The organism is Saccharopolyspora sp. NPDC003752 (assembly GCF_053605825.1).
Genome location: NZ_JBSGJZ010000043.1, coordinates 31,048 through 49,029, shown reverse-complemented (window position 1 = coordinate 49,029; position 17,982 = coordinate 31,048). Strand labels below are relative to the sequence as shown.

General features: G+C 69.8%; 20 protein-coding genes. 3 read left to right on the top strand and 17 right to left on the bottom strand.

Features of this window, described 5'->3' with window-relative positions:
- Positions 1-3 precede the first annotated feature (3 nt).
- Positions 4-477, bottom strand: a complete 474-nt coding sequence (locus ACWEV3_RS36230) for a GNAT family N-acetyltransferase (RefSeq protein WP_452618224.1) — start codon at positions 475-477, stop codon at positions 4-6.
- Between the two features lie 71 nt (positions 478-548).
- Here ACWEV3_RS36230 and ACWEV3_RS36225 point away from each other — a divergent pair, with 71 nt between their 5' ends.
- The gene (locus ACWEV3_RS36225) at positions 549-1,454 is read left to right on the top strand and encodes a LysR family transcriptional regulator (RefSeq protein WP_452618223.1); all 906 of its coding nucleotides are present in this window, start codon (positions 549-551) and stop codon (positions 1,452-1,454) included.
- A gap of 95 nt (positions 1,455-1,549) precedes the next feature.
- Here ACWEV3_RS36225 and ACWEV3_RS36220 read toward each other — a convergent pair whose 3' ends face one another.
- The 12 genes from ACWEV3_RS36220 to ACWEV3_RS36165 all read right to left on the bottom strand — a co-directional run bounded on the left by ACWEV3_RS36220 (position 1,550) and on the right by ACWEV3_RS36165 (position 11,903).
- Positions 1,550-1,987 carry a DUF2550 domain-containing protein gene (locus tag ACWEV3_RS36220; protein ID WP_452618222.1) on the bottom strand — a complete coding sequence of 146 codons (438 nt, stop codon included), beginning with the start codon at positions 1,985-1,987 and terminating at the stop codon, positions 1,550-1,552.
- 12 nt (positions 1,988-1,999) lie between these two features.
- The gene (locus tag ACWEV3_RS36215; RefSeq protein WP_452618221.1) at positions 2,000-2,365 is read right to left on the bottom strand and encodes a F0F1 ATP synthase subunit epsilon; all 366 of its coding nucleotides are present in this window, start codon (positions 2,363-2,365) and stop codon (positions 2,000-2,002) included.
- A 171-nt stretch (positions 2,366-2,536) separates the two neighbouring features.
- Entirely contained in the window at positions 2,537-3,970 is a 1,434-nt protein-coding gene (gene atpD / locus ACWEV3_RS36210; protein ID WP_132493171.1) for a F0F1 ATP synthase subunit beta, read from the bottom strand.
- Position 3,971: 1 nt separating this feature from the next.
- Entirely contained in the window at positions 3,972-4,898 is a 927-nt protein-coding gene (locus ACWEV3_RS36205; protein ID WP_132493170.1) for a F0F1 ATP synthase subunit gamma, read from the bottom strand.
- Positions 4,899-4,908: 10 nt separating this feature from the next.
- On the bottom strand, positions 4,909-6,558 hold the full coding sequence (atpA, locus tag ACWEV3_RS36200) for a F0F1 ATP synthase subunit alpha (protein ID WP_452618220.1): 1,650 nt from the start codon (positions 6,556-6,558) through the stop codon (positions 4,909-4,911).
- An 83-nt stretch (positions 6,559-6,641) separates the two neighbouring features.
- Positions 6,642-7,472 carry a F0F1 ATP synthase subunit delta gene (locus tag ACWEV3_RS36195; protein WP_452618219.1) on the bottom strand — a complete coding sequence of 277 codons (831 nt, stop codon included), beginning with the start codon at positions 7,470-7,472 and terminating at the stop codon, positions 6,642-6,644.
- A gap of 21 nt (positions 7,473-7,493) precedes the next feature.
- Entirely contained in the window at positions 7,494-8,057 is a 564-nt protein-coding gene (locus ACWEV3_RS36190) for a F0F1 ATP synthase subunit B (protein ID WP_452618236.1), read from the bottom strand.
- A gap of 27 nt (positions 8,058-8,084) precedes the next feature.
- Positions 8,085-8,345: an ATP synthase subunit c family protein gene (locus tag ACWEV3_RS36185; RefSeq protein ID WP_093271082.1), complete on the bottom strand. Its 261-nt coding sequence runs from the start codon at positions 8,343-8,345 to the stop codon at positions 8,085-8,087.
- A gap of 73 nt (positions 8,346-8,418) precedes the next feature.
- Entirely contained in the window at positions 8,419-9,198 is a 780-nt protein-coding gene (gene atpB / locus ACWEV3_RS36180; RefSeq protein ID WP_358574598.1) for a F0F1 ATP synthase subunit A, read from the bottom strand.
- Positions 9,199-9,470: 272 nt separating this feature from the next.
- Entirely contained in the window at positions 9,471-9,941 is a 471-nt protein-coding gene (locus ACWEV3_RS36175) for a hypothetical protein (RefSeq protein ID WP_452618218.1), read from the bottom strand.
- The gene (locus tag ACWEV3_RS36170; protein ID WP_452618217.1) at positions 9,938-11,107 is read right to left on the bottom strand and encodes a glycosyltransferase family 4 protein; all 1,170 of its coding nucleotides are present in this window, start codon (positions 11,105-11,107) and stop codon (positions 9,938-9,940) included. The genes ACWEV3_RS36175 and ACWEV3_RS36170 overlap by 4 nt, the downstream gene beginning before the upstream one ends.
- Positions 11,108-11,252: 145 nt before the next feature.
- The gene (locus tag ACWEV3_RS36165) at positions 11,253-11,903 is read right to left on the bottom strand and encodes an L-threonylcarbamoyladenylate synthase (protein WP_452618216.1); all 651 of its coding nucleotides are present in this window, start codon (positions 11,901-11,903) and stop codon (positions 11,253-11,255) included.
- Between the two features lie 195 nt (positions 11,904-12,098).
- Here ACWEV3_RS36165 and ACWEV3_RS36160 point away from each other — a divergent pair, with 195 nt between their 5' ends.
- Positions 12,099-12,965, top strand: a complete 867-nt coding sequence (locus ACWEV3_RS36160) for an alpha/beta fold hydrolase (protein WP_452618215.1) — start codon at positions 12,099-12,101, stop codon at positions 12,963-12,965.
- Between the two features lie 48 nt (positions 12,966-13,013).
- On the opposite strand, the gene prmC is transcribed toward ACWEV3_RS36160, so the two are convergent.
- From prmC to rpmE, 3 genes are all read right to left on the bottom strand, one after another.
- Positions 13,014-13,892 (bottom strand): peptide chain release factor N(5)-glutamine methyltransferase, encoded by an 879-nt coding sequence (gene prmC, locus ACWEV3_RS36155; protein WP_452618214.1) that lies wholly within the window; start codon positions 13,890-13,892, stop codon positions 13,014-13,016.
- Between the two features lie 9 nt (positions 13,893-13,901).
- Entirely contained in the window at positions 13,902-14,969 is a 1,068-nt protein-coding gene (gene prfA / locus ACWEV3_RS36150; RefSeq protein ID WP_452618213.1) for a peptide chain release factor 1, read from the bottom strand.
- 97 nt (positions 14,970-15,066) lie between these two features.
- Positions 15,067-15,279, bottom strand: a complete 213-nt coding sequence (gene rpmE, locus ACWEV3_RS36145) for a 50S ribosomal protein L31 (RefSeq protein ID WP_358615895.1) — start codon at positions 15,277-15,279, stop codon at positions 15,067-15,069.
- A 233-nt stretch (positions 15,280-15,512) separates the two neighbouring features.
- Here rpmE and ACWEV3_RS36140 point away from each other — a divergent pair, with 233 nt between their 5' ends.
- Positions 15,513-15,917: a hypothetical protein gene (locus ACWEV3_RS36140; protein WP_452618212.1), complete on the top strand. Its 405-nt coding sequence runs from the start codon at positions 15,513-15,515 to the stop codon at positions 15,915-15,917.
- Positions 15,918-16,072: 155 nt separating this feature from the next.
- Here ACWEV3_RS36140 and rho read toward each other — a convergent pair whose 3' ends face one another.
- On the bottom strand, positions 16,073-17,977 hold the full coding sequence (gene rho / locus ACWEV3_RS36135) for a transcription termination factor Rho (RefSeq protein ID WP_452618211.1): 1,905 nt from the start codon (positions 17,975-17,977) through the stop codon (positions 16,073-16,075).
- Positions 17,978-17,982 lie beyond the last annotated feature (5 nt).

Here is a 17,982-nt window from a genome sequence, read left to right as displayed (position 1 = left end):
TGCTCAGGACACCGGTTTCGCGAACCAGTGCTTGGCGTACTGGTTGTCGTTGTACGCCGGAACCTCTTGGTAGCCGGCCGAGTCGTAGAGCGCGCGGGCTTCGTGCAGCTCGGCAGCGGTGTCCAGGCGGATCAGCGAGCATCCAAGACGTCGCGCGCGCTCCTCCAGCGCCGCGAGCAAGGCCCGCCCCGCGCCCCTGCCGCGCAGCTCCGGCGCGATCCACATCCGCCGGATCTCGGCGATGCCACCCCCGGTGCGCACCGCGCCGCACCCGAGCACCCGGCCCTCGGCGCGAACCACCAGGAAGTCCCCCACCGGCGGCGTGAAGTCGTCCTTCGCCGGCGGGGCGGCGCGACTGGTGTCGAACCCGTCCGGGAACCGGCCGTTGAGCTCCTCGATGTAGCGGCCCAGGGCCAGCTGGGCCTCGGGGCTGTCGATGGGTTCGGGTTCGATCGTGAAACTGGCTTGCTCGGTCACAGCGCCAAGTCTTCTCCGCGCGCTGATTCACTTCCAGTTACGGAACTTCGGGAAGCGTAAAGTAAAACTTCATGCTCGACCCGTCACGCCTGCTGGTGCTGCTGGCCCTCCGGGAACAGGGCAGCGTCACCCGCGCCGCCGAACAGCTCCGCCGGACTCCCCCGGCCGTGTCTCAGCAGCTGGCCCGGCTGGAGAACGAGGTCGGCGCCCAGCTCGTCGAGCGGCACGCTCACGGCGTGCGCCTGACCCCGCTGGGAATCCGGCTCGCCGAACAGGCCGAGCGCATCGCCGCTGCGCTCGACGACGCAACTGCCGACGCCGCACGATTCCGCGACGAGCATCGCAACCGGCTGCGCCTCGGCGCCTTCCCCACCGCCGGGCTCGCACTGCTGCCGGAGACGCTCGCCGCGCTCCGCCACCGGCACCCGGCGGCGGAACTCTCCGTGGTGGACCTGGGCCCTGCCGAAGGCATCGATCGGGTCGCCGCGCACCAGCTCGACCTGGCGCTGGTCGGCGAGTACGACGAGCCGCTCGACGTCCCGCCGGGCGTGCGCCTCGTGCACCTCCTGGACGATCCCGTCCACGCCGTGCTGCCCAGCGACCACCCGCTCGCCGAGCGGGCCGAGCCGCAGCTCCACGACTTCCGCGACGACACCTGGGCCTGCGCCCCGCGCAGCCTGCCGAACCGGCGGCAGCTGGAAGCCGCCGCCCGAGCCGAGGGCGTCACCCCGAAGATGGCTTTCGAGTTCGAGTCCTACGCCGTCGCCGAAGCGGTGGTCTCGGCCGGTGTCGCGGTCTCGTTCATCCCCCGTCTCGCCATCGGCGAGGCCGCCGGCACCGTGCACCGGCCGCTCGCGTCCGGGCTGCACCGCCGCATCCACGCCGCCGTGCCCACCAGCACCCGGCACGCCCCGCTCACCGACGTCTTCCAGCAGCTCCTGCACGACATCTGCGCCGAGCTCGGTCGCCGGATGTGAGCATGGGAACCTTCCTGCCACCCGGGTGACAGGAAAGTTCCCATGCTGTCAGCGCACGAAAAAGCGGGGCCCGGTAGCGGACCCCGCTGGTCGTTTCAGGATGCCCAGGGCACCGACCGGCCCGGTGGGGCCGATTCGAGCCAGGACAGGAAGCCGGTCAGGGCGTCGGTGTTCATCGCCAGCTCCAGCTCCGGGCCGGTCAGGTCGAGGACCGTCGATCCGGACGGCATCGCATAGGCCTCGGCCATCGACGGCTCGCGGCGCCGCGCGATCTCCACGTCCCGGCGGTTGATCACCCAGTTCGGCCCGGACCGCAGGCTGAGCACGCGGTACCAGGCGAACTCCTCGCCCCGGTAGTGCGCGACACCCAGGTGCCAGCCGCGGCCACCGCCGTCCTTGCTGGCGCGCAACGCCACGTCGATGCCCCCGACGCGCAGTTCCCGCAGCCGCCGCCACGCGAGCGCCCCGATTACCAGGGCAGCGATCACCAGCAGCCCGAAGGCCACTGCCAGCAACAAGACCGGGGAACCCATGCGCGGCCCGGATCAGGCCGAGTGGCCGGCCGCTCGCAATCGGCTCAAGGCCCGTGCTCGGGCCTGTTCGTCGGCGCTCTTGACGTCCACGCGGGCCTGCTCCACGTCGATCTCGGAGGCGAGCTCCGCAGACTCCGCCAGCACGCTCACCCCGTCCGCGGTGACCGACAGGAAACCACCGTGCACCGCGGCCGTGACGGTCTCCTTCTCGGTGGTGGTGATGCGCACCACACCACCCTCGATCAGCTCTCCGAGCAGCGGCTCGTGCCCGGGCAGGATGCCGATCTCTCCCTCGGTGGTCTGCGCGACCACCGCGGTCGCCTCCCCGGACCACAGGCGGCGCTCGACGGCGACCAGTTGGACGGACATGTTGGCCACGCGCGTCTCCTTTGTCGGGTGTGTGCCCGCAGTCTATCCGGTGCCACCAGGGCGATCGTGACTGGCCGGGCTGAGAATGCCTTGTGGTGGTGCTTTCGCAAGCGGGGTCGGGGTCCGCGCGGACCCCGACCCCGTTGCCGGTCTGCCGGCCCCTTCAGCGGGGCCCGGCGCTCACTTCTCGGTGAGCTTCTTGTACGCCTGCTCCAGGTCGTCAAGACCACCGATGGACAGGAACGCCTGCTCCGGGTAGTGGTCGAAGTCGCCCTTGCAGAGCTTGTCGAACGCCTCGATGGTCTCCTTCAGCGGAACGAAGGAGCCCTCCTGGCCGGTGAACTGCTTGGCCACGAAGAAGTTCTGCGACAGGTAGCGCTCGATGCGACGCGCCCGCTGCACCGTCACCTTGTCCTCTTCGGACAGTTCGTCCATACCGAGGATGGCGATGATGTCCTGCAGTTCCTTGTACTTCTGCAGGATCCGCTTGACCTCCTGCGCCACCCGGTAGTGCTCCTCGCCGACGATGGCCGGGTCGAGGATGGTGGAGCTGGACGACAGCGGGTCCACCGCCGGGTAGATGCCCTTCTGCGAGATCGGCCGGGAAAGCTCGGTCGTCGCGTCCAGGTGGGCGAAGGTCGTCGCCGGGGCCGGGTCGGTGTAGTCGTCCGCGGGCACGTAGATCGCCTGCATCGAGGTGATCGAGCGACCCTGCGTCGAGGTGATCCGCTCCTGCAGCTCACCCATCTCGTCGGCCAGCGTCGGCTGGTAACCCACCGCGGACGGCATCCGGCCCAGCAGGGTCGAAACCTCCTGGCCGGCCTGGGTGAACCGGAAGATGTTGTCGATGAACAGCAGCACGTCCTGGTTCTGCACGTCGCGGAAGTACTCCGCCATCGTCAGCGCGGACAGCGCGACCCGCATACGGGTGCCCGGCGGCTCGTCCATCTGACCGAAGACCAGCGCGGTGTCGGCGAGCACGCCGGACTCCGCCATCTCCACCCAGAGGTCGTTGCCCTCACGGGTGCGCTCACCGACACCGGCGAACACCGAGGTGCCACCGAAGTTCTTGGCGACCCGTCGGATCATCTCCTGGATCAGAACGGTCTTGCCGACACCCGCGCCACCGAACAGACCGATCTTGCCACCCTGCACGTACGGGGTGAGCAGGTCGATCACCTTGATGCCGGTCTCCAGCATCTCGGTCCGGCCCTCGAGCTTGTCGAAGGCCGGTGCCTTGCGGTGGATCGTCCAGCGCTCGGCGTCCGAGCCGTAGCCCGGCTCGTCGAGGCAGTGGCCCAAGGCGTTGAACACGTGGCCCTTGACGACGTCGCCGACCGGCACCGAGATGCCCGCGCCGGAGTCGGTCACGGCCACGCCGCGCACCAGGCCCTGGGTCGGCTGCATCGAGATCGTCCGCACGACGCTGTCACCCAGGTGCTGGGCGACCTCCAGCGTCAGCGTCTTGGCCATGCCTTCCGCGGTGATGTCCACGGAGAGCGCGTTGTAGAGGTCCGGCACCTGGTCTCGCGGAAACTCGACGTCCACGACCGGGCCGAGAACCCGGACGACGCGGCCAGTGCCCGTAGCAGTGCTAGTGGCAGTAGCGGTCATGTCACTCACTTCCTGCTGACGAGAGCGCCTCGACACCACCGACGATCTCGCTGATTTCTTGGGTGATCTGGGCCTGGCGAGCCTGGTTGGCCTCACGGCTGAGGTTGCGGATCAATTCGTCCGCGTTGTCCGTCGCCGACTTCATAGCCGTCCGGCGGGCAGCGTGCTCGGACGCCGCTGCATCCAGCAGACCGGCGAACAGGCGGGTCTTGATGTACTTCGGCAGCAGGGCCCGGAGCAGGGCCTCCGCGTCCGGTTCGAACTCGTACGTCGACTTGAGGGTCTTCGTAGGCTCTTCGGCGTACTCGACCTCAAGCGGCGCGATCCGCCTGACCGTCGGCTTCTGGGTGAGCATGGAGACGAACTCGGTGTGCACCAAGTGCAGCTCATCCACACCCAGCGTACCGTCCGTGCCCCCGTCGTCGAGGTAGTCGTCGGCACCCGCCAGGAATGCCTTGACCAGCGTCTCGCCCACCTCGGCGGCGTCGGTGTAGGCGGGCCGGTCGGTGAAACCGGTCCAGCTCGCCTCGACCTTGCGCTGCCGGAAGCGGTAGTACGCCTCGCCCTTGCGGCCGATGACGTACAGCACGGGGGTCTTGCCCTGCTCGCGCAGCAGCGACTGCAGCTCCTCCGCCGCCTTGATCACGTTGGCGTTGTAGCCGCCGCAGAAACCCCGGTCGCTGGTCACGATCAGCACGCCGGCGCGCTTCGGGTTGGAGCGTTCGGTCAGCAGCGGGTGGTCCAGCGTGCTCACGTCGGCCAGCGCGGTCAGGACGTTGGTGATCTCGTCCGCGTACGGACGGGACGCCTCGACCCTGGCCTGCGCCTTCATGATGCGCGAGGTAGCGATCAGCTCCTGCGCCTTGGTGATCTTCCGGGTCGATTTGACCGACCGGATGCGGTTTCGCAGTTCCCGAAGTTGAGCCATGGCTATCCGGTCACTTCTTCGGGGCGGGGCGGTTGACCTTGACGGTCTCCTGGCCCACCTCGTCGGCCGCCAGCGCCTCGGCTTCCGGCTGCTCTCCCGGTGCGACCGAGGAACCGTCGGACGAGGTGAACTGCTTCTTGAAGTCCTCCACCGACTCCACGATGAACTTGACACCGTCGTCGGAGAGCTGCTTGGTCTCGACGATGTCCTTCAGCACGGACTCGTGGGTGCGCCGCAGGTGCCCCAGGAACTCGGACTCGAAGCGGCGCACGTCGGCGACCGGAACCGAGTCGAGGTGCCCCTGGGTGCCCAGGAACAGCGACACGACCTCTTCCTCGACCGGCAGCGGCGCGCCCTGACCCTGCTTGAGGATCTCCATCAGGCGGGCACCGCGCTCCAGCTGCGCCTTCGACGCGGCGTCCAGGTCGGAGGCGAACGCGGAGAACGCCTCCAGCTCGCGGAACTGCGCCAGGTCGATCTTCAGCGACCCGGTGACCTTCCGCATCGCCTTGATCTGCGCGGAACCACCGACGCGCGACACCGAGATACCGACGTCGATGGCCGGGCGCTGACCCGAGTTGAACAGGTCGGACTGCAGGAAGCACTGGCCGTCGGTGATGGAGATGACGTTGGTCGGGATGTAAGCCGACACGTCGTTGGCCTTGGTCTCGATGATCGGCAGACCCGTCATCGAACCGGCGCCCATCTCGTCGGAGAGCTTCGCGCAGCGCTCCAGCAGACGCGAGTGCAGGTAGAACACGTCGCCCGGGTAGGCCTCGCGGCCCGGCGGGCGGCGCAGCAGCAGCGAGATCGCGCGGTAGGCCTCGGCCTGCTTGGTCAGGTCGTCGAAGACGATCAGGACGTGCTTGCCCTGGTACATCCAGTGCTGGCCGATGGCCGAACCGGCGTACGGGGCCAGCCACTTCAGACCCGGCGAGTCGGAGGCCGGCGCGGCGACGATGGTGGTGTACTCCATCGCCCCGGCGTCCTCGAGGGACCGCTTCACGCCGGCGATCGTGGAGCCCTTCTGGCCGATCGCGACGTAGATGCAGCGGACCTGCTTCTTCGGGTCGCCGCTGTCCCAGTTGCCCTTCTGGTTGATGATCGTGTCGACCGCGACCGTGGTCTTGCCGGTCTTGCGGTCGCCGATGATCAGCTGGCGCTGGCCGCGGCCGATCGGGGTCATCGAGTCGATGGCCTTGATACCGGTCTGCAGCGGCTCGCCCACGCCCTGCCGCTGCACGACCGTCGCGGCCTGCAGCTCCAGGGGACGCTGCTCCTCGGCGACGATGTCGCCGAGCCCGTCGATCGGGGCGCCCAGCGGGTCGACCACGCGGCCGAGGAAGCCGTCGCCGACCGGCACCGACATGACCTTGCCGGTCCGCTTGACCTCCTGGCCTTCCTCGATCTTCTCGGACTCACCCAGGATGACCGCACCGATCTCCTGAGCTTCCAGGTTCATCGCGACACCGTAGATGCCGCCCGGGAACTCCAGCAGCTCCTCGGTCATCACCGAAGGCAGACCCTCGACATGGGCGATGCCGTCACCGGTATCAGTGACGACCCCGACCTCCTCGCGGCTGACCTCCGGGGAGTAGCTGGAGACGTACTTCTCGATCGCACTGCGGATCTCGTCCGACGAGATCGTCAGCTCCGCCATGTCTCGTTCCTGCCCTCGGTTAGTTCTTGGAAGGGAGTTGGTTTGGGCGCCGCACCGGTTTCCCGGGCCTACGGCCCGTGGTCTTAGTCGGCGAGGTCGCGCCGCAGGGACTGCAGGCGTCCCGTGATGCTGCCGTCGATGACCTCGTCGCCGATCCGGATCAGCAGCCCGCCCTCGACCGCGGAGTCGACCTCCAGGTGCAGGGCGATCGGCCGCGAGTAGATCCGCTGCAGCGTGCGCGACAGCCGCTGCTGCTGCTCATCGCTGAGCGGGATCGCGGACCGGACGTGCGCCACCGAGCGCTCGCGGCGCTTCGCCGACAGCTCGGCCAGCTCTTCCAGCCCCTCGCTGACCCGCCGGCCGCGCGGCCGGGCCACCAGCTGACGGACCAGGTCCAGGGTCACCGGCTCGACCTTGCCCTCGATGAGCTGGTCGACGACGGCGTACTTGCCCGCCTCGTCGCCGGTCGGGTCCGACAGCAACCGCTCCAGGTCCACCTGGGAGCCGATGATGCGACCCAGCCGGAACAGCTCGTCCTCGACTGCGTCGAGCCGGCCGGCCCGCTCGGCCTGCACCAGCAGCGCGGTGCGGCCCAACCGCTCCAGCCCGTCGACCAGGTCCTTCGGGCCGGACCAACGGGCCCGGACGGCCTCGACGACCACGGGCAGCGCCCGCGCGCCGAGCTTGTCCGCCAACAGCCCGCGGGCCAGGTCTTCCCTGGACCGCGGGTCGGTGGAGGCGTCGGCGAGCGCCCGCCGCAGCGTGGACTCGCGGCCCAGCAGGGCGGCCACGCCGAACAGCTCGTCGGCGAGCCCGGTGATCTCCGCGGCCTGGGCCCCATCGGTGGCCTGCAGCAGCTGCAGCTCGGTGGCTGCCAGCGCCTCACGGCTCGCGGCGTTCACGAGGGTGCTCAACTCTCAGCGCCTTTCACTCGGTTAGGCCTTGGCCGATTCGGACGACGCCGGGGCCGAGGCGGCCTCCAGCTCGTCGAGGAACCGGTCGACGGTGCCCCGCCGACGGGCCTCGTCCTCCAGGGACTCGCCGACGATCCGGCCGGCCAGCTCGACCGCCTGGCGGCCGAGGTCCGACCGCAGCTCGGCGACGATCTGAGCCCGCTGGTGCGCCAACTGGGTCTGGCCCTGGTTGATGATCCGCTCGGACTCGGTCTGCGCCTGGGCGCGCATCTCTTCCAGGATCTGCTGGCCTTCGGCGCGGGCGTCATCGCGGATCCGGGCCGCTTCCGCGCGGGCCTCGGCCAGCTGCGACTTGTACTGCTCCAGCGTCCGCTGGGCCTCGGCCTGCGCGGCCTCGGCCTTGCGGATACCGCCCTCGATCCGCTCGCTGCGCTCCGCGTAGACCTTCTCGAAGCGCGGGACCGCGTACTTCCACAGCACGAACAGCAGCAGCAGGAACGCGATCAGACCGACCACGATCTCCGAGGGTTCCGGAATGATCGGGTTGTGCTCGCCTTCCGCGGCCAGCAGCATCTGCGTCTTCACCACAACGTCTCCCAACGCGTTGAGCCGTTACTGAGCAGCCGACGCGATGAAGTAGACGACCAGGCCGATCAGCGCCAGCACCTCGACCAGAACGAAGGAGATCCAGGCGATGCCCTGCAGCTGGCCCTGGGCCTCCGGCTGGCGGGCGGTGCCGTTGATGACGGCGGCCCAGATCAGGCCGACACCGATACCGGGGCCGATGGCGCCCAGGCCGTAACCGATCGCGGCCAGACCGGGGTTGATGCTGCCCGCGGCTTCGGCGGCCTGCGCGAGAACGATGTTGCTCACTGTCACTACCTTTCACTCGGTCCGCTTCTCGGCGCGGATCGACAGGTCCTTTGTTGGGAACGAAGTCTCTTGTTCAGTGGCCTTCGGACAACGCCGCGCCGATGAAGCTCGCGGTCAGCAGCGCGAAGATGTACGCCTGCAGCACCTGGATCAGGGCCTCGACGAAGGTCAGCGCGACGGCGAAGGCGAACCCGACGAGCGAGACCGGCTTCAGCGCGGCCCCGGCCTCGAGCAGCAGGAACTCGCCGCCGAGCGTGAACACCAGCAGGATCAGGTGACCGGCGAACATCGCTGCGAACACTCGGATCGCCAGCGCGGCCGGCTGCGCGATGAACTTCTGGAAGAGCTCGATCGGCGACAGCAGGATGTAGATCGGCTTCGGCACCCCGGGCGGGAACATGATGTGCTTGAAGTAGCCCAGGAATCCGTGCCGCGCGAAACCGACACCGTGGAACACCAGGTACACCACGGCGGCCAGCGCGAGCGGGAAGCCGATGCGCGACATCGTGGGGAACTGGATGATCGGGATGATGCCGAAGATGTTGTTCACCAGGATGAACGTGAACAGCGCGAAGATCAGCGGCACGAACGGACGGAAATCCTTGGCCCCGATGTGTTCCCGCGCGATCTTGTTGCGGCTGAACTCGTAGACGAACTCCGCGACGAACTGCCCCTTGCCCGGAACGAGCTTCAGGTTCCGGGTGGCGATCACGAAGTACGCGGCCACGATGATCGCCGAGAGAACGACGAGGACCATCGGCTTGGTGACTCCGCCGAAGATCGGCGGAAGGATAAAGCTATCGGCACCCGGCGGTTGGAATGTTCCGCCCTCGGCCAGCATCAGCGCGCCCAACTGGGCTCCTTCCGGTTCTCCCGGTGAACTTCACTCTGCCGGGGGAATCGTCACGTTTTGCACTTAACGTACCTGATACGCGATCTGGCACGCGGAGGGGCCCTCCCCACCCGGTGGGATCGAGGGGCCTCCGTGCGCCCCTTGGACCCGCGCTGTGCAGGGAAGGCTTCTGCGGCGGGACGATACCAGCGGGTAAGTAGTCTCCCGACATGTGGTCCGCTTCCACCCGTCCAGCGCAGCGGCCGGGCGCCTGGAAACCGCGTCGAGAGGAATCAGCTTCCCGGCACGATCGTGGGAATCTTGGTGCGCTTGAACGCCACCACCTCGGCGCCCGCCCACACCATCACGGTGGCCAGCATGGTGAACGCCAACGATTCCCGGTGGATCGCGTCGACGCCGCCGAGCAGCGTCATCACCACCAGCAGCACGATCATCTTCCCGACGTAGCCGCCGAGCGCGGCGACCATCACGAAGTGCGGGCTCATGCCGCCGGTGAACCGCATCAGCCAGATCGTCAGCAGCGACGAGGCGAACGCCACAACGCCGCCGATCAGCGCCCCGACCAGGCCGGGCACGCCGACCAGCACGGTCGCCACGACTGCCCCGATGGCCACCGTCGCCACACCCGGCCACAAGGCGGTGCGCAGCATCGCCGCGGCGAGCCGGCGCACGATTTCGGCGTGCGGGTTCACAGCGGGCTCGGCCGGCTCGGCGGGGTTCGGCGTGTCGGTCGCTTCGCTCATCGGGACTCTCGATCGGCTCGGGTGCGCATACGCGGAATCACCGAAATGATAGCCGCCAGCAACACCCCCAAGCCTACGACCCACGCCACAACCACCGCGTTGAACAGCGTCAACGACACCGCGCCGAAGGCGATGACCGCCGCCCACAGGTAGATCAGCAGCACCGCGCGGCGCTGCGAATGCCCGATTTCCAGCAGCCGGTGGTGCAGGTGCATCTTGTCGGCGTGGAACGGGCTCTTGCCCGCCCGGGTGCGGCGCACCACGGCCATGATGAGGTCCAGCAGCGGCACGAACAGCACCGCCGCGACGACCAGCAGCGGCGACAGCAGCGCGATGGTGTCGGTCGGGTTCAGGTGCGCGTAGTCCATCCGGCCGGACGCGGACGTGGTCGCGGAGGCCAGCATCAGGCCGATCAGCATCGAACCCGAGTCGCCCATGAAGATCTTGGCCGGCTGGAAGTTGTGCGGCAGGAAGCCCAGGCAGGCGCCGGCGATCGCGGCCGCGATCAGCGCCGGCGGGTAGGCGTTGACGTCGCCGTTCTGCCGGTCCAGCACCGCGAGGCAGAACACGAACGTCGCGGTGGCCGACACCAGGCCGATGCCGGAGGCCAGGCCGTCCAGCCCGTCCACGAAGTTCATCGCGTTGATCATCGCCACGACCAGCAGCACCGTCAGCAGCTGCCCCTGGTTGCTGCCCAGCACCATGAGCTGCCCCAGGTTGCCCTCGGTGCCGCCCCACGGCACCCAGAACACGAACCACTGGACGCCGAAGAGCACCAGGATCCCGGCCGCGGTGACCTGCCCGGCGAGCTTCGTCAGGGAATCCAGCTCGAAGCGGTCGTCCAGCGCGCCGACGAGGACGATCAGCCCGCCGGCGATGACCACCGCCAGGATGTCGTTGGAGTAGGTGAACCCGCGCGACAGCGTGGGCAGGTTGGCGGCCAGGAACATGGCCACCAGCACCCCGCCGAACATCGCGACCCCGCCCATCCGCGGCATCGGCTTGACGTGCACATCGCGCTGCCGCGGATATGCGACGGCGCCGACCCGGAAGGCCAGCAGCCGGACCAGCCCGGTCAGCAGGAAGGTCGCCGCCGCGGCGGTGAACATGACGAGCAGGTACTCACGGGCAGGAAGCCCGTTCGGAGCCCATGACGCGTTGTCCATACCGGTGGCTCACCCGCGCGGGGCCGAGGCCCGCGTGAATTCGAACTTCAGCCCCCAGAACGGATTGCTCAAACCCGGCGCTCCTCATCGCTGTTCACGTTGCGGCTGGCGGAGCCAACGCTATCGGCCCGCGCCCGGACTGGTTTCACCGGTCCGCTTCGAGGTCCTCACCGAGCACCTCGGACAGGTCGGCGAGGCTCACCGCGCCCTCCCGCAGCACCCGGGGCGTGCCCTGGGTGAGGTCGACGATGGTGGAGGCCACCGGCTCCCCGGACGGGCCGCCGTCCAGGTAGATCTGCACCGAGTCGCCGAGCTGCTCGCGCGCCTCGCCGGCGCTGGCGGCCGGCGGCCGGCCGGTGCGGTTGGCGCTGGAGACGGCCATCGGGCCGACCTCGCGCAGCAGGTCCAGTGCCACCGGGTGCAGCGGCATCCGCAGGTTCACCGTGCCCCGGGTGTTGCCGAGGTCCCAGGACAGCGACGGCGCCTGCGGCAGCACCAGCGACAGCCCGCCGGGCCAGAACGCCTCGATCAGCGCCCGCGCCTGCTGCGGGACCGACATCACCAGCCCATCCACAGTGGACCAGGAGCCGACCAGCACCGGCACCGGCATGTCCGGGCCGCGCCCCTTGGCGGCGAGCAGGGCGTGCACTGCGTTGGCGTCGAAGGCGTCCGCGCCGATGCCGTAGACGGTGTCGGTGGGCAGCACGACCAGCCCGCCCGCGCGAACCGTGTTGGCCGCGGCGGCCAGGCCCTCTTCGCGGCTGTCCGGACTGGTGCAGTCATAGACGGTGCTCACACCCGAATCCTGGCACGCCCCCCGTTCGACCCGTTCGAGTGGTGCCGTCGATCCCCGTCCGGGAATATTCGTCCCGAGTAACACCCGGGCGCTCGACCGAGATCCGTTGGGTGTGCCCGCGCCGGGCAACGCCGGTGGCGCTCGGGCGTCTGCCGGAAGCGGGCACGGAACTGCGACGAAATGCGAGGAGAGCGAATGACCGCCCCACCCCAGGGTGTCGAGGTCGACCAGATCGAGTTCCCGGCCGGGAAGATCCGCTTCTACCGGGCGGGATCCAGCGGTCCGGCGATCGTCCTGCTGCACGGCGGCGGACCGGACAACGCGATGCTGGCCTGGCGGCACGCGATCGGCGTGCTGGCCGCCGACCACCGGGTGTTCGCGCCGGATCTGCCCGGCCAGGGCGGCAGCATGCCGTGGCACGGCAGCGCGAACCAGCGCACCTTCGAAGAGGTGCTGCGCTGGCTGCTGGACGCCTGGCGGGTGCCGGACGCCGTCCTGGTCGGCCTGTCGATGGGCGGCAGCATCGCGGCCGGTTTCGCGCTGCGCAATCCGCAGCGGGTGCGCGGACTGGTGCTCGTGGACAGCACCGGCATGCAGCACAAGATGCCGCACCACTTCCTGACCTACGCGCTGCTGCGCACCCGCTTCGCCGGCCCGCTGGCCGCGAAGTTGTTGCGGCTCAACCGGTCCTTCGCCCGCCTGGTGCTGACGCGGGGCTTCTTCGCGGGCGCGCAGACCGTGCCGGACCTGGAGTCCATTGTCGACGAAGTCGTCGCCGAGGCGGGCGCGCGGGGCTCGGTGTTCGCCGACTGGCACGCCGACGCCGTCGACCGGCGGGCGATGCGGATCAACCACCTCCCGCACCTGGACCGCATCCACTGCCCGGTGATGGTGATCCACGGCGAACGCGACGCCATCGTGCCGGTGTCGGCGGCCCGCGACGCCGCGGACGCGATCCCGGGCGCGACGCTGCGGGTGATCTCCGGCGCCGGCCACTGGCCGAACCGCGAGAAGCCCAACGAGTTCAACGCCCTGCTCCGCGAATTCGTCAACGCCCACTGACCCCTTCGGGGTAGTGGGAGCATGGGAACCTTCCTGTCAAACCGCAGGTCAGGGCGTCGGCGGCGGGGTGCGGCGGGCGGTGGCGAAGCGGGGGCGGCCGGCCAGATCGGTGTGCTCCTGCACGTCTTCGAGGACGCGGCGGGCGCGCAGCAGGGCGGGCACCGAACCGCCGTGGGTGTCGTCGTGCTCGATGGCCACCCCGCCGCCGGGACGCAGCAGCCGCGCCGCGCAGCTGATGACGTGCCGGACCACGTCGAGCCCGTCGCGGCCGCCGAACACCGCCTCGTGCGGATCGTGGTTGCGGACCTCCGGCGGCACCGGGGTGCCTTCCGGCACGTAGGGCGGGTTGCAGAGGACCAGGTCGACCAGGCCCTCCAGCTCCATGAACACCATCGGGTCGGTGACATCGCCCGCGTACAGGTGGATCGGGTTGTCCCCGGCCTGCGCCTGCTGGTCGGCGTTGCGGCGCGCCCAGGCCAGCGCGGCGGGTTCCTTCTCCACCGCGTGCACGGTGGCGTCCGGGCGGGCGTTGGCCATCGCCAGCGCCAGCGCCCCGGACCCGGTGCAGAGGTCCACCACGACCGGCCGGTCCACGCCCTCCAGCGTCGCCAGGCCCCACGCGAGCAGCAGCTCCGTCTCCGGGCGGGGCACGAACACCCCGGGCCCGACGCTGAGCGTCACGTTGCCGAGCGAGGCGTTGCCGGTGAGGTGCTGCAGCGGCACCCGCGCGGCCCGGCGGCGCACCAGCTCGTGCAACGCCTGGACCACCGGCGGATCCACCAGCGGCACCATCATCAGCTTGGTGCGTTCGACGCCGAGCAGGTGCGCGGCCAGCAGCTCCGCATCGGTGCGCGGGCTCGCCACGCCCGCAGCGGCGAGGATGCGTTCCGCCTCGAGGATGGCCAGGCGCAGGGGCTGTCGCGTCACGCGTTCAGCTTAGAGCGCTAGACGTTCTTTCCTGTCGGCGGCGAGCAGGGCGGCGACGACCGCTTCCAGATCGCCGTCCAGGACCTGGTCCAGGTTGTAGGCCTTGTAGTTCACCCGGTGGTCGGAGATGCGGTTCTCCGGGAAGTTGTAGGTGCGGATGCGCTCCGAACGGTCCACTGTGCGCACCTGGCTGCGCCGGGCCTCCGCGGCCTCCCGCTCGGCCTCCTCCTCGGCGTGGGCCTGCAGCCGGGCCTTGAGGACCTGGATGGCGCGGTGCTTGTTCTGCAGCTGCGACTTCTCGTTCTGGCAGGACACCACGATGCCGGTCGGCAGGTGGGTGATCCGCACCGCCGAGTCGGTGGTGTTCACGCTCTGCCCGCCAGGCCCGGACGACCGGTATACGTCGATGCGCAGGTCCTTCTCATCGACCTCGACCTCGACCTCCTCCGGCTCGGGGTAGACGAGGACGCCCGCGGCCGAGGTGTGCACCCGGCCCTGCGACTCGGTGACCGGCACCCGCTGCACGCGATGCACGCCACCCTCGAACTTCAGCCGCGACCACACCCCGTCGGGGCTGGTGTCGCCCGCCTTGGCCTTGATCGCGACCGTGGCGTCCTTGTAGCCGCCGAGGTCGGATTCGGTCTTGTCCAGCACCTCCGCCCGCCAGCCCTGGCGCTCCGCGAACCGCAGGTACATGCGCAGCAGGTCGCCGGCGAACAGCGCGGACTCCTCGCCGCCCTCGCCGGACTTGACCTCCAGCAGCACGTCGGAGCCGTCGTGCGGGTCGCGGGGCAGCAGCAGTTCGGTGAGCTTCGCCTCAAGCGGCGGGATCGCCTCGGCGAGCCGGTCGGCCTCCTCCGCGAAGGTGGCGTCCTCGGCGGCGAACTCGCGGGCGGTGTCCAGGTCGGACCGCGTCTGGTCGAGCTCGCGCGCGGTGCGCACGACCGGGGTGAGCTCGGCGTAGCGGCGGCCGAGCTTGCGGGCGTTCGCCTGGTCGGCGTGCACGCCGGGATCGGCCAGCCGCTGCTCCAGCTCCACGTACTCGGCGAGCAGCCCTTCGAGCTTCGATGTCTCCACTGGCGACCCTCTTCACTTGCTGCGGACGTTCGGACACCAAACACGGCGACGGCGCCCGTCCCGCGCTGTTCGCGTGGGACGGGCGCCGTCGGTGCAGCTACTTCTGGCGCTTGCCGTAGCGGGCCTCGAAGCGGGCCACGCGGCCGCCGGTGTCCAGGATCTTCTGCTTGCCCGTGTAGAACGGGTGGCAGTTCGAGCAGACCTCGACGGTGATCTGGCCGGTCTTGCGGGTGCTACGAGTCGTGAAGCTGTTGCCGCAACCGCAGTTGACCTGCGTCACCACGTACTCGGGGTGGATGCCACTCTTCAACGGCTTGTCCTCTCTACTTGGCCGCCGGGTCCACGCGGCCCCTGCCGCGCGGTGAACCGGTGCCGGATCAACCCTGCATTCTGCCAGACCAGGGCTCGTGACCTGCAACGCAGGGTGCCCGTCCGGTATTCCGGAGGGCCCTGGGCAACCGTCCAACGCACCAGAGGGACCGCCTGCCGAGCGGCCCCGGGCCGAGGGTGCATCCGGGGTGGTCCGCCGTTCATCCTCTACGCGTGCTGCTCTGTTCGGTCCTGGGAAAGCTCACGGTGCGGTCGTGGGTTTCCCTCCCCCTGCTCTTCCTCTGCAGCGCAGCCGGCGTCGCCGCCCTGCTCAACGTGCTGCTCGTGCGGCACGTGAGCTTCGAACAGGACCTGGACCTCTCCGCCCCGCTGCTGTTCGGCTTCGCAGCCGGGCTGACCGTGCTCAGCGCCAACCACGTCCGCTGGACCTCCGGGTGGCAGCGCCGCCTGCGGTTCGGCTACCCGCTGCTGATGGTGGCCTGCGCCCTCGCCATGGACGGCCTGCGGATGCCGGTCTTCGCCGCGCTCGCCATCGGCCCGGTCGCCGCCGCGCTGCTGGCCACCCTGCTGGTCCGCGCCCACCGCGACCGCGACGCCCCCGAGTGCGCCCGGGCCTGACGCTCCGCCGGTGCGAGCATGGGAACTTTCCTGTCACCGCGGTGGCAGGAAAGTTCCCATGCTCGCGTTCCGCGCCCGGAAATGCGGCAGGGCCCGCACCGGGGTCGGTGCGGGCCCTGCCGTCGGTCGAGGAACCGGGCTGGCGGTCGGAACCGTCAGTCGTCGTCCTTGCCCGGGGTGGTCTTGGCGACCTGCATCAGGAACTCGATGTTGGTGCGCGTCTTGCGCAGCCGGTCCTGCAGGAGTTCCAGTGCCTGCTGCGCGTCGAGCGCGGCGAGCACCCGGCGCAGCTTGTGGGTGACGGCCAGCTCGTCGGGCGAGAGCAGGATCTCGTCCTTGCGGGTGCTGGAGGAGTCCACGTCCACCGCCGGGAACAGCCGCTTGTCCGCGAGCTTGCGGTCCAGCTTCAGCTCCGCGTTACCGGTGCCCTTGAACTCCTCGAAGATGACCGTGTCCATCGTGGATCCGGTCTCCACCAGCGCCGTGGCGAAGATGGTCAGCGAGCCGCCGTTCTCGATGTTGCGGGCCGCGCCGAGGAACCGCTTCGGCGGGTACAGCGCCGTGGAGTCCACACCACCGGACAGGATTCGCCCGGATGCCGGGGCCGCCAGGTTGTAGGCGCGGCCCAGCCGGGTGATCGAGTCCAGCAGGACGACCACGTCGTGGCCCATCTCGACGAGCCGCTTGGCCCGCTCGATGGACAGCTCGGCGACCGTGGTGTGGTCCGACGGCGGCCGGTCGAAGGTGGAGGCGATGACCTCACCCTTCACCGAGCGCTGCATGTCGGTGACCTCTTCCGGACGCTCGTCGGCGAGGACGACCATCAGGTGGCACTCGGGGTTGTTGGTGGTGATCGCGTTGGCGATCGCCTGCAGCACCATCGTCTTACCGGCCTTCGGCGGCGAGACGATCAGCGCGCGCTGCCCCTTGCCGACGGGCATCACCAGGTCGATGATCCGGCCGGTCAGGTTGTGCGGCTCGGTTTCGAGGCGCAACCGCTCGTTCGGGTAGAGCGGGGTCAGCTTGTGGAACTCGGGGCGGTTCTTCGACGCGTCCGGCTCCAGGCCGTTGATGGAGTCGACCCGCACGAGCGGGTTGAACTTCTGCCGCTGCTGCTCGCCCTCCCGCGGCTGCCGGATGACGCCCTTGATGGCGTCGCCGCGGCGCAGCCCGTACTTGCGGACCAGCGACAGCGACACGTAGACGTCGTTCGGGCCCGCCAGGTAGCCGGAGGTGCGCACGAAGGCGTAGTTCTCCAGCACGTCCAGGATGCCGGCCACCGGCAGCAGCACGTCGTCCTCGCGGACCTCCGGCTCGCCGCCGCCACCCTCGCCGCGGCCGCGGTTGCGGCGGCGGTCGCGGAACCGGCGGCCACGACCCCGACGACCACCCTCGTCGTCATCGTCGTCCTGCTGCCGGTTGTCGCGGTCCCGGTCCTGCCGGTTGTCCCGGTCCTGCCGGTTGTCCCGGTCCTGCCGGTTGCCGCGCTGCTCCTGGCGGTTGTCCCGCTCCTGGCGCTCCTGACGGTTGTCACGGCCGTCCGACTTGCGCTCGCGCTGCTCGTCGCCGCCCGATTCGGCAGCCGCACCGGCCCGCCCGGACGAGCGGCGCCGGCGGTTGCCACCGCGACGGCCGTCGTCCTCGCCGCCGGCGGCCGGCTCGGCGGCCTGCGCGCGGCGGCCGCGGCCGCGGGTGGGAGCCCCGTTGGTGCCGGACTCGGCCGCGGTCTCGCGCGGGGCGGCCTCGGTCTCGGTCTCGTCCAGCGCCGGCTGGTGGGCCTTGGCGGCCGGAGCTTCCTCGGCGCGAGCCTGGCTCTTCTTGGTGGAGCGGGTCTTCGGCGCCGTGGTGCCGCCCTGCTTCTCCTTGATGGCGGCGATCAAGTCGCCCTTGCGCAGGCCACCAGTCTCGATCCCCAGTTCCCCCGCGAGTTGGCGCAGTTCGGCAAGGACCATGCCGGAGAGTCCGCCGCGTCGCCGCGGGGTTCCGTTGGCCTCGGATTCCTGCTGGCCAGCCGAAGAGGCGTTGGTCGCCTCGCTGCTCAACAGTTCGGTGTTGCTCACGAATG

Bases quoted from the DNA above. Each gene is read 5' to 3' on its own strand.
- ACWEV3_RS36205 (WP_132493170.1), bottom strand. From the start codon at position 4,898: ATGGCTCAACTTCGGGAACTGCGAAACCGCATCCGGTCGGTCAAATCG.
- ACWEV3_RS36160 (WP_452618215.1), top strand. From the start codon at position 12,099: ATGACCGCCCCACCCCAGGGTGTCGAGGTCGACCAGATCGAGTTCCCG.
- atpA (WP_452618220.1), bottom strand. From the start codon at position 6,558: ATGGCGGAGCTGACGATCTCGTCGGACGAGATCCGCAGTGCGATCGAG.
- atpD (WP_132493171.1), bottom strand. From the start codon at position 3,970: ATGACCGCTACTGCCACTAGCACTGCTACGGGCACTGGCCGCGTCGTC.
- ACWEV3_RS36220 (WP_452618222.1), bottom strand. From the start codon at position 1,987: ATGGGTTCCCCGGTCTTGTTGCTGGCAGTGGCCTTCGGGCTGCTGGTG.
- ACWEV3_RS36225 (WP_452618223.1), top strand. From the start codon at position 549: ATGCTCGACCCGTCACGCCTGCTGGTGCTGCTGGCCCTCCGGGAACAG.
- ACWEV3_RS36175 (WP_452618218.1), bottom strand. From the start codon at position 9,941: ATGAGCGAAGCGACCGACACGCCGAACCCCGCCGAGCCGGCCGAGCCC.
- ACWEV3_RS36170 (WP_452618217.1), bottom strand. From the start codon at position 11,107: ATGGACAACGCGTCATGGGCTCCGAACGGGCTTCCTGCCCGTGAGTAC.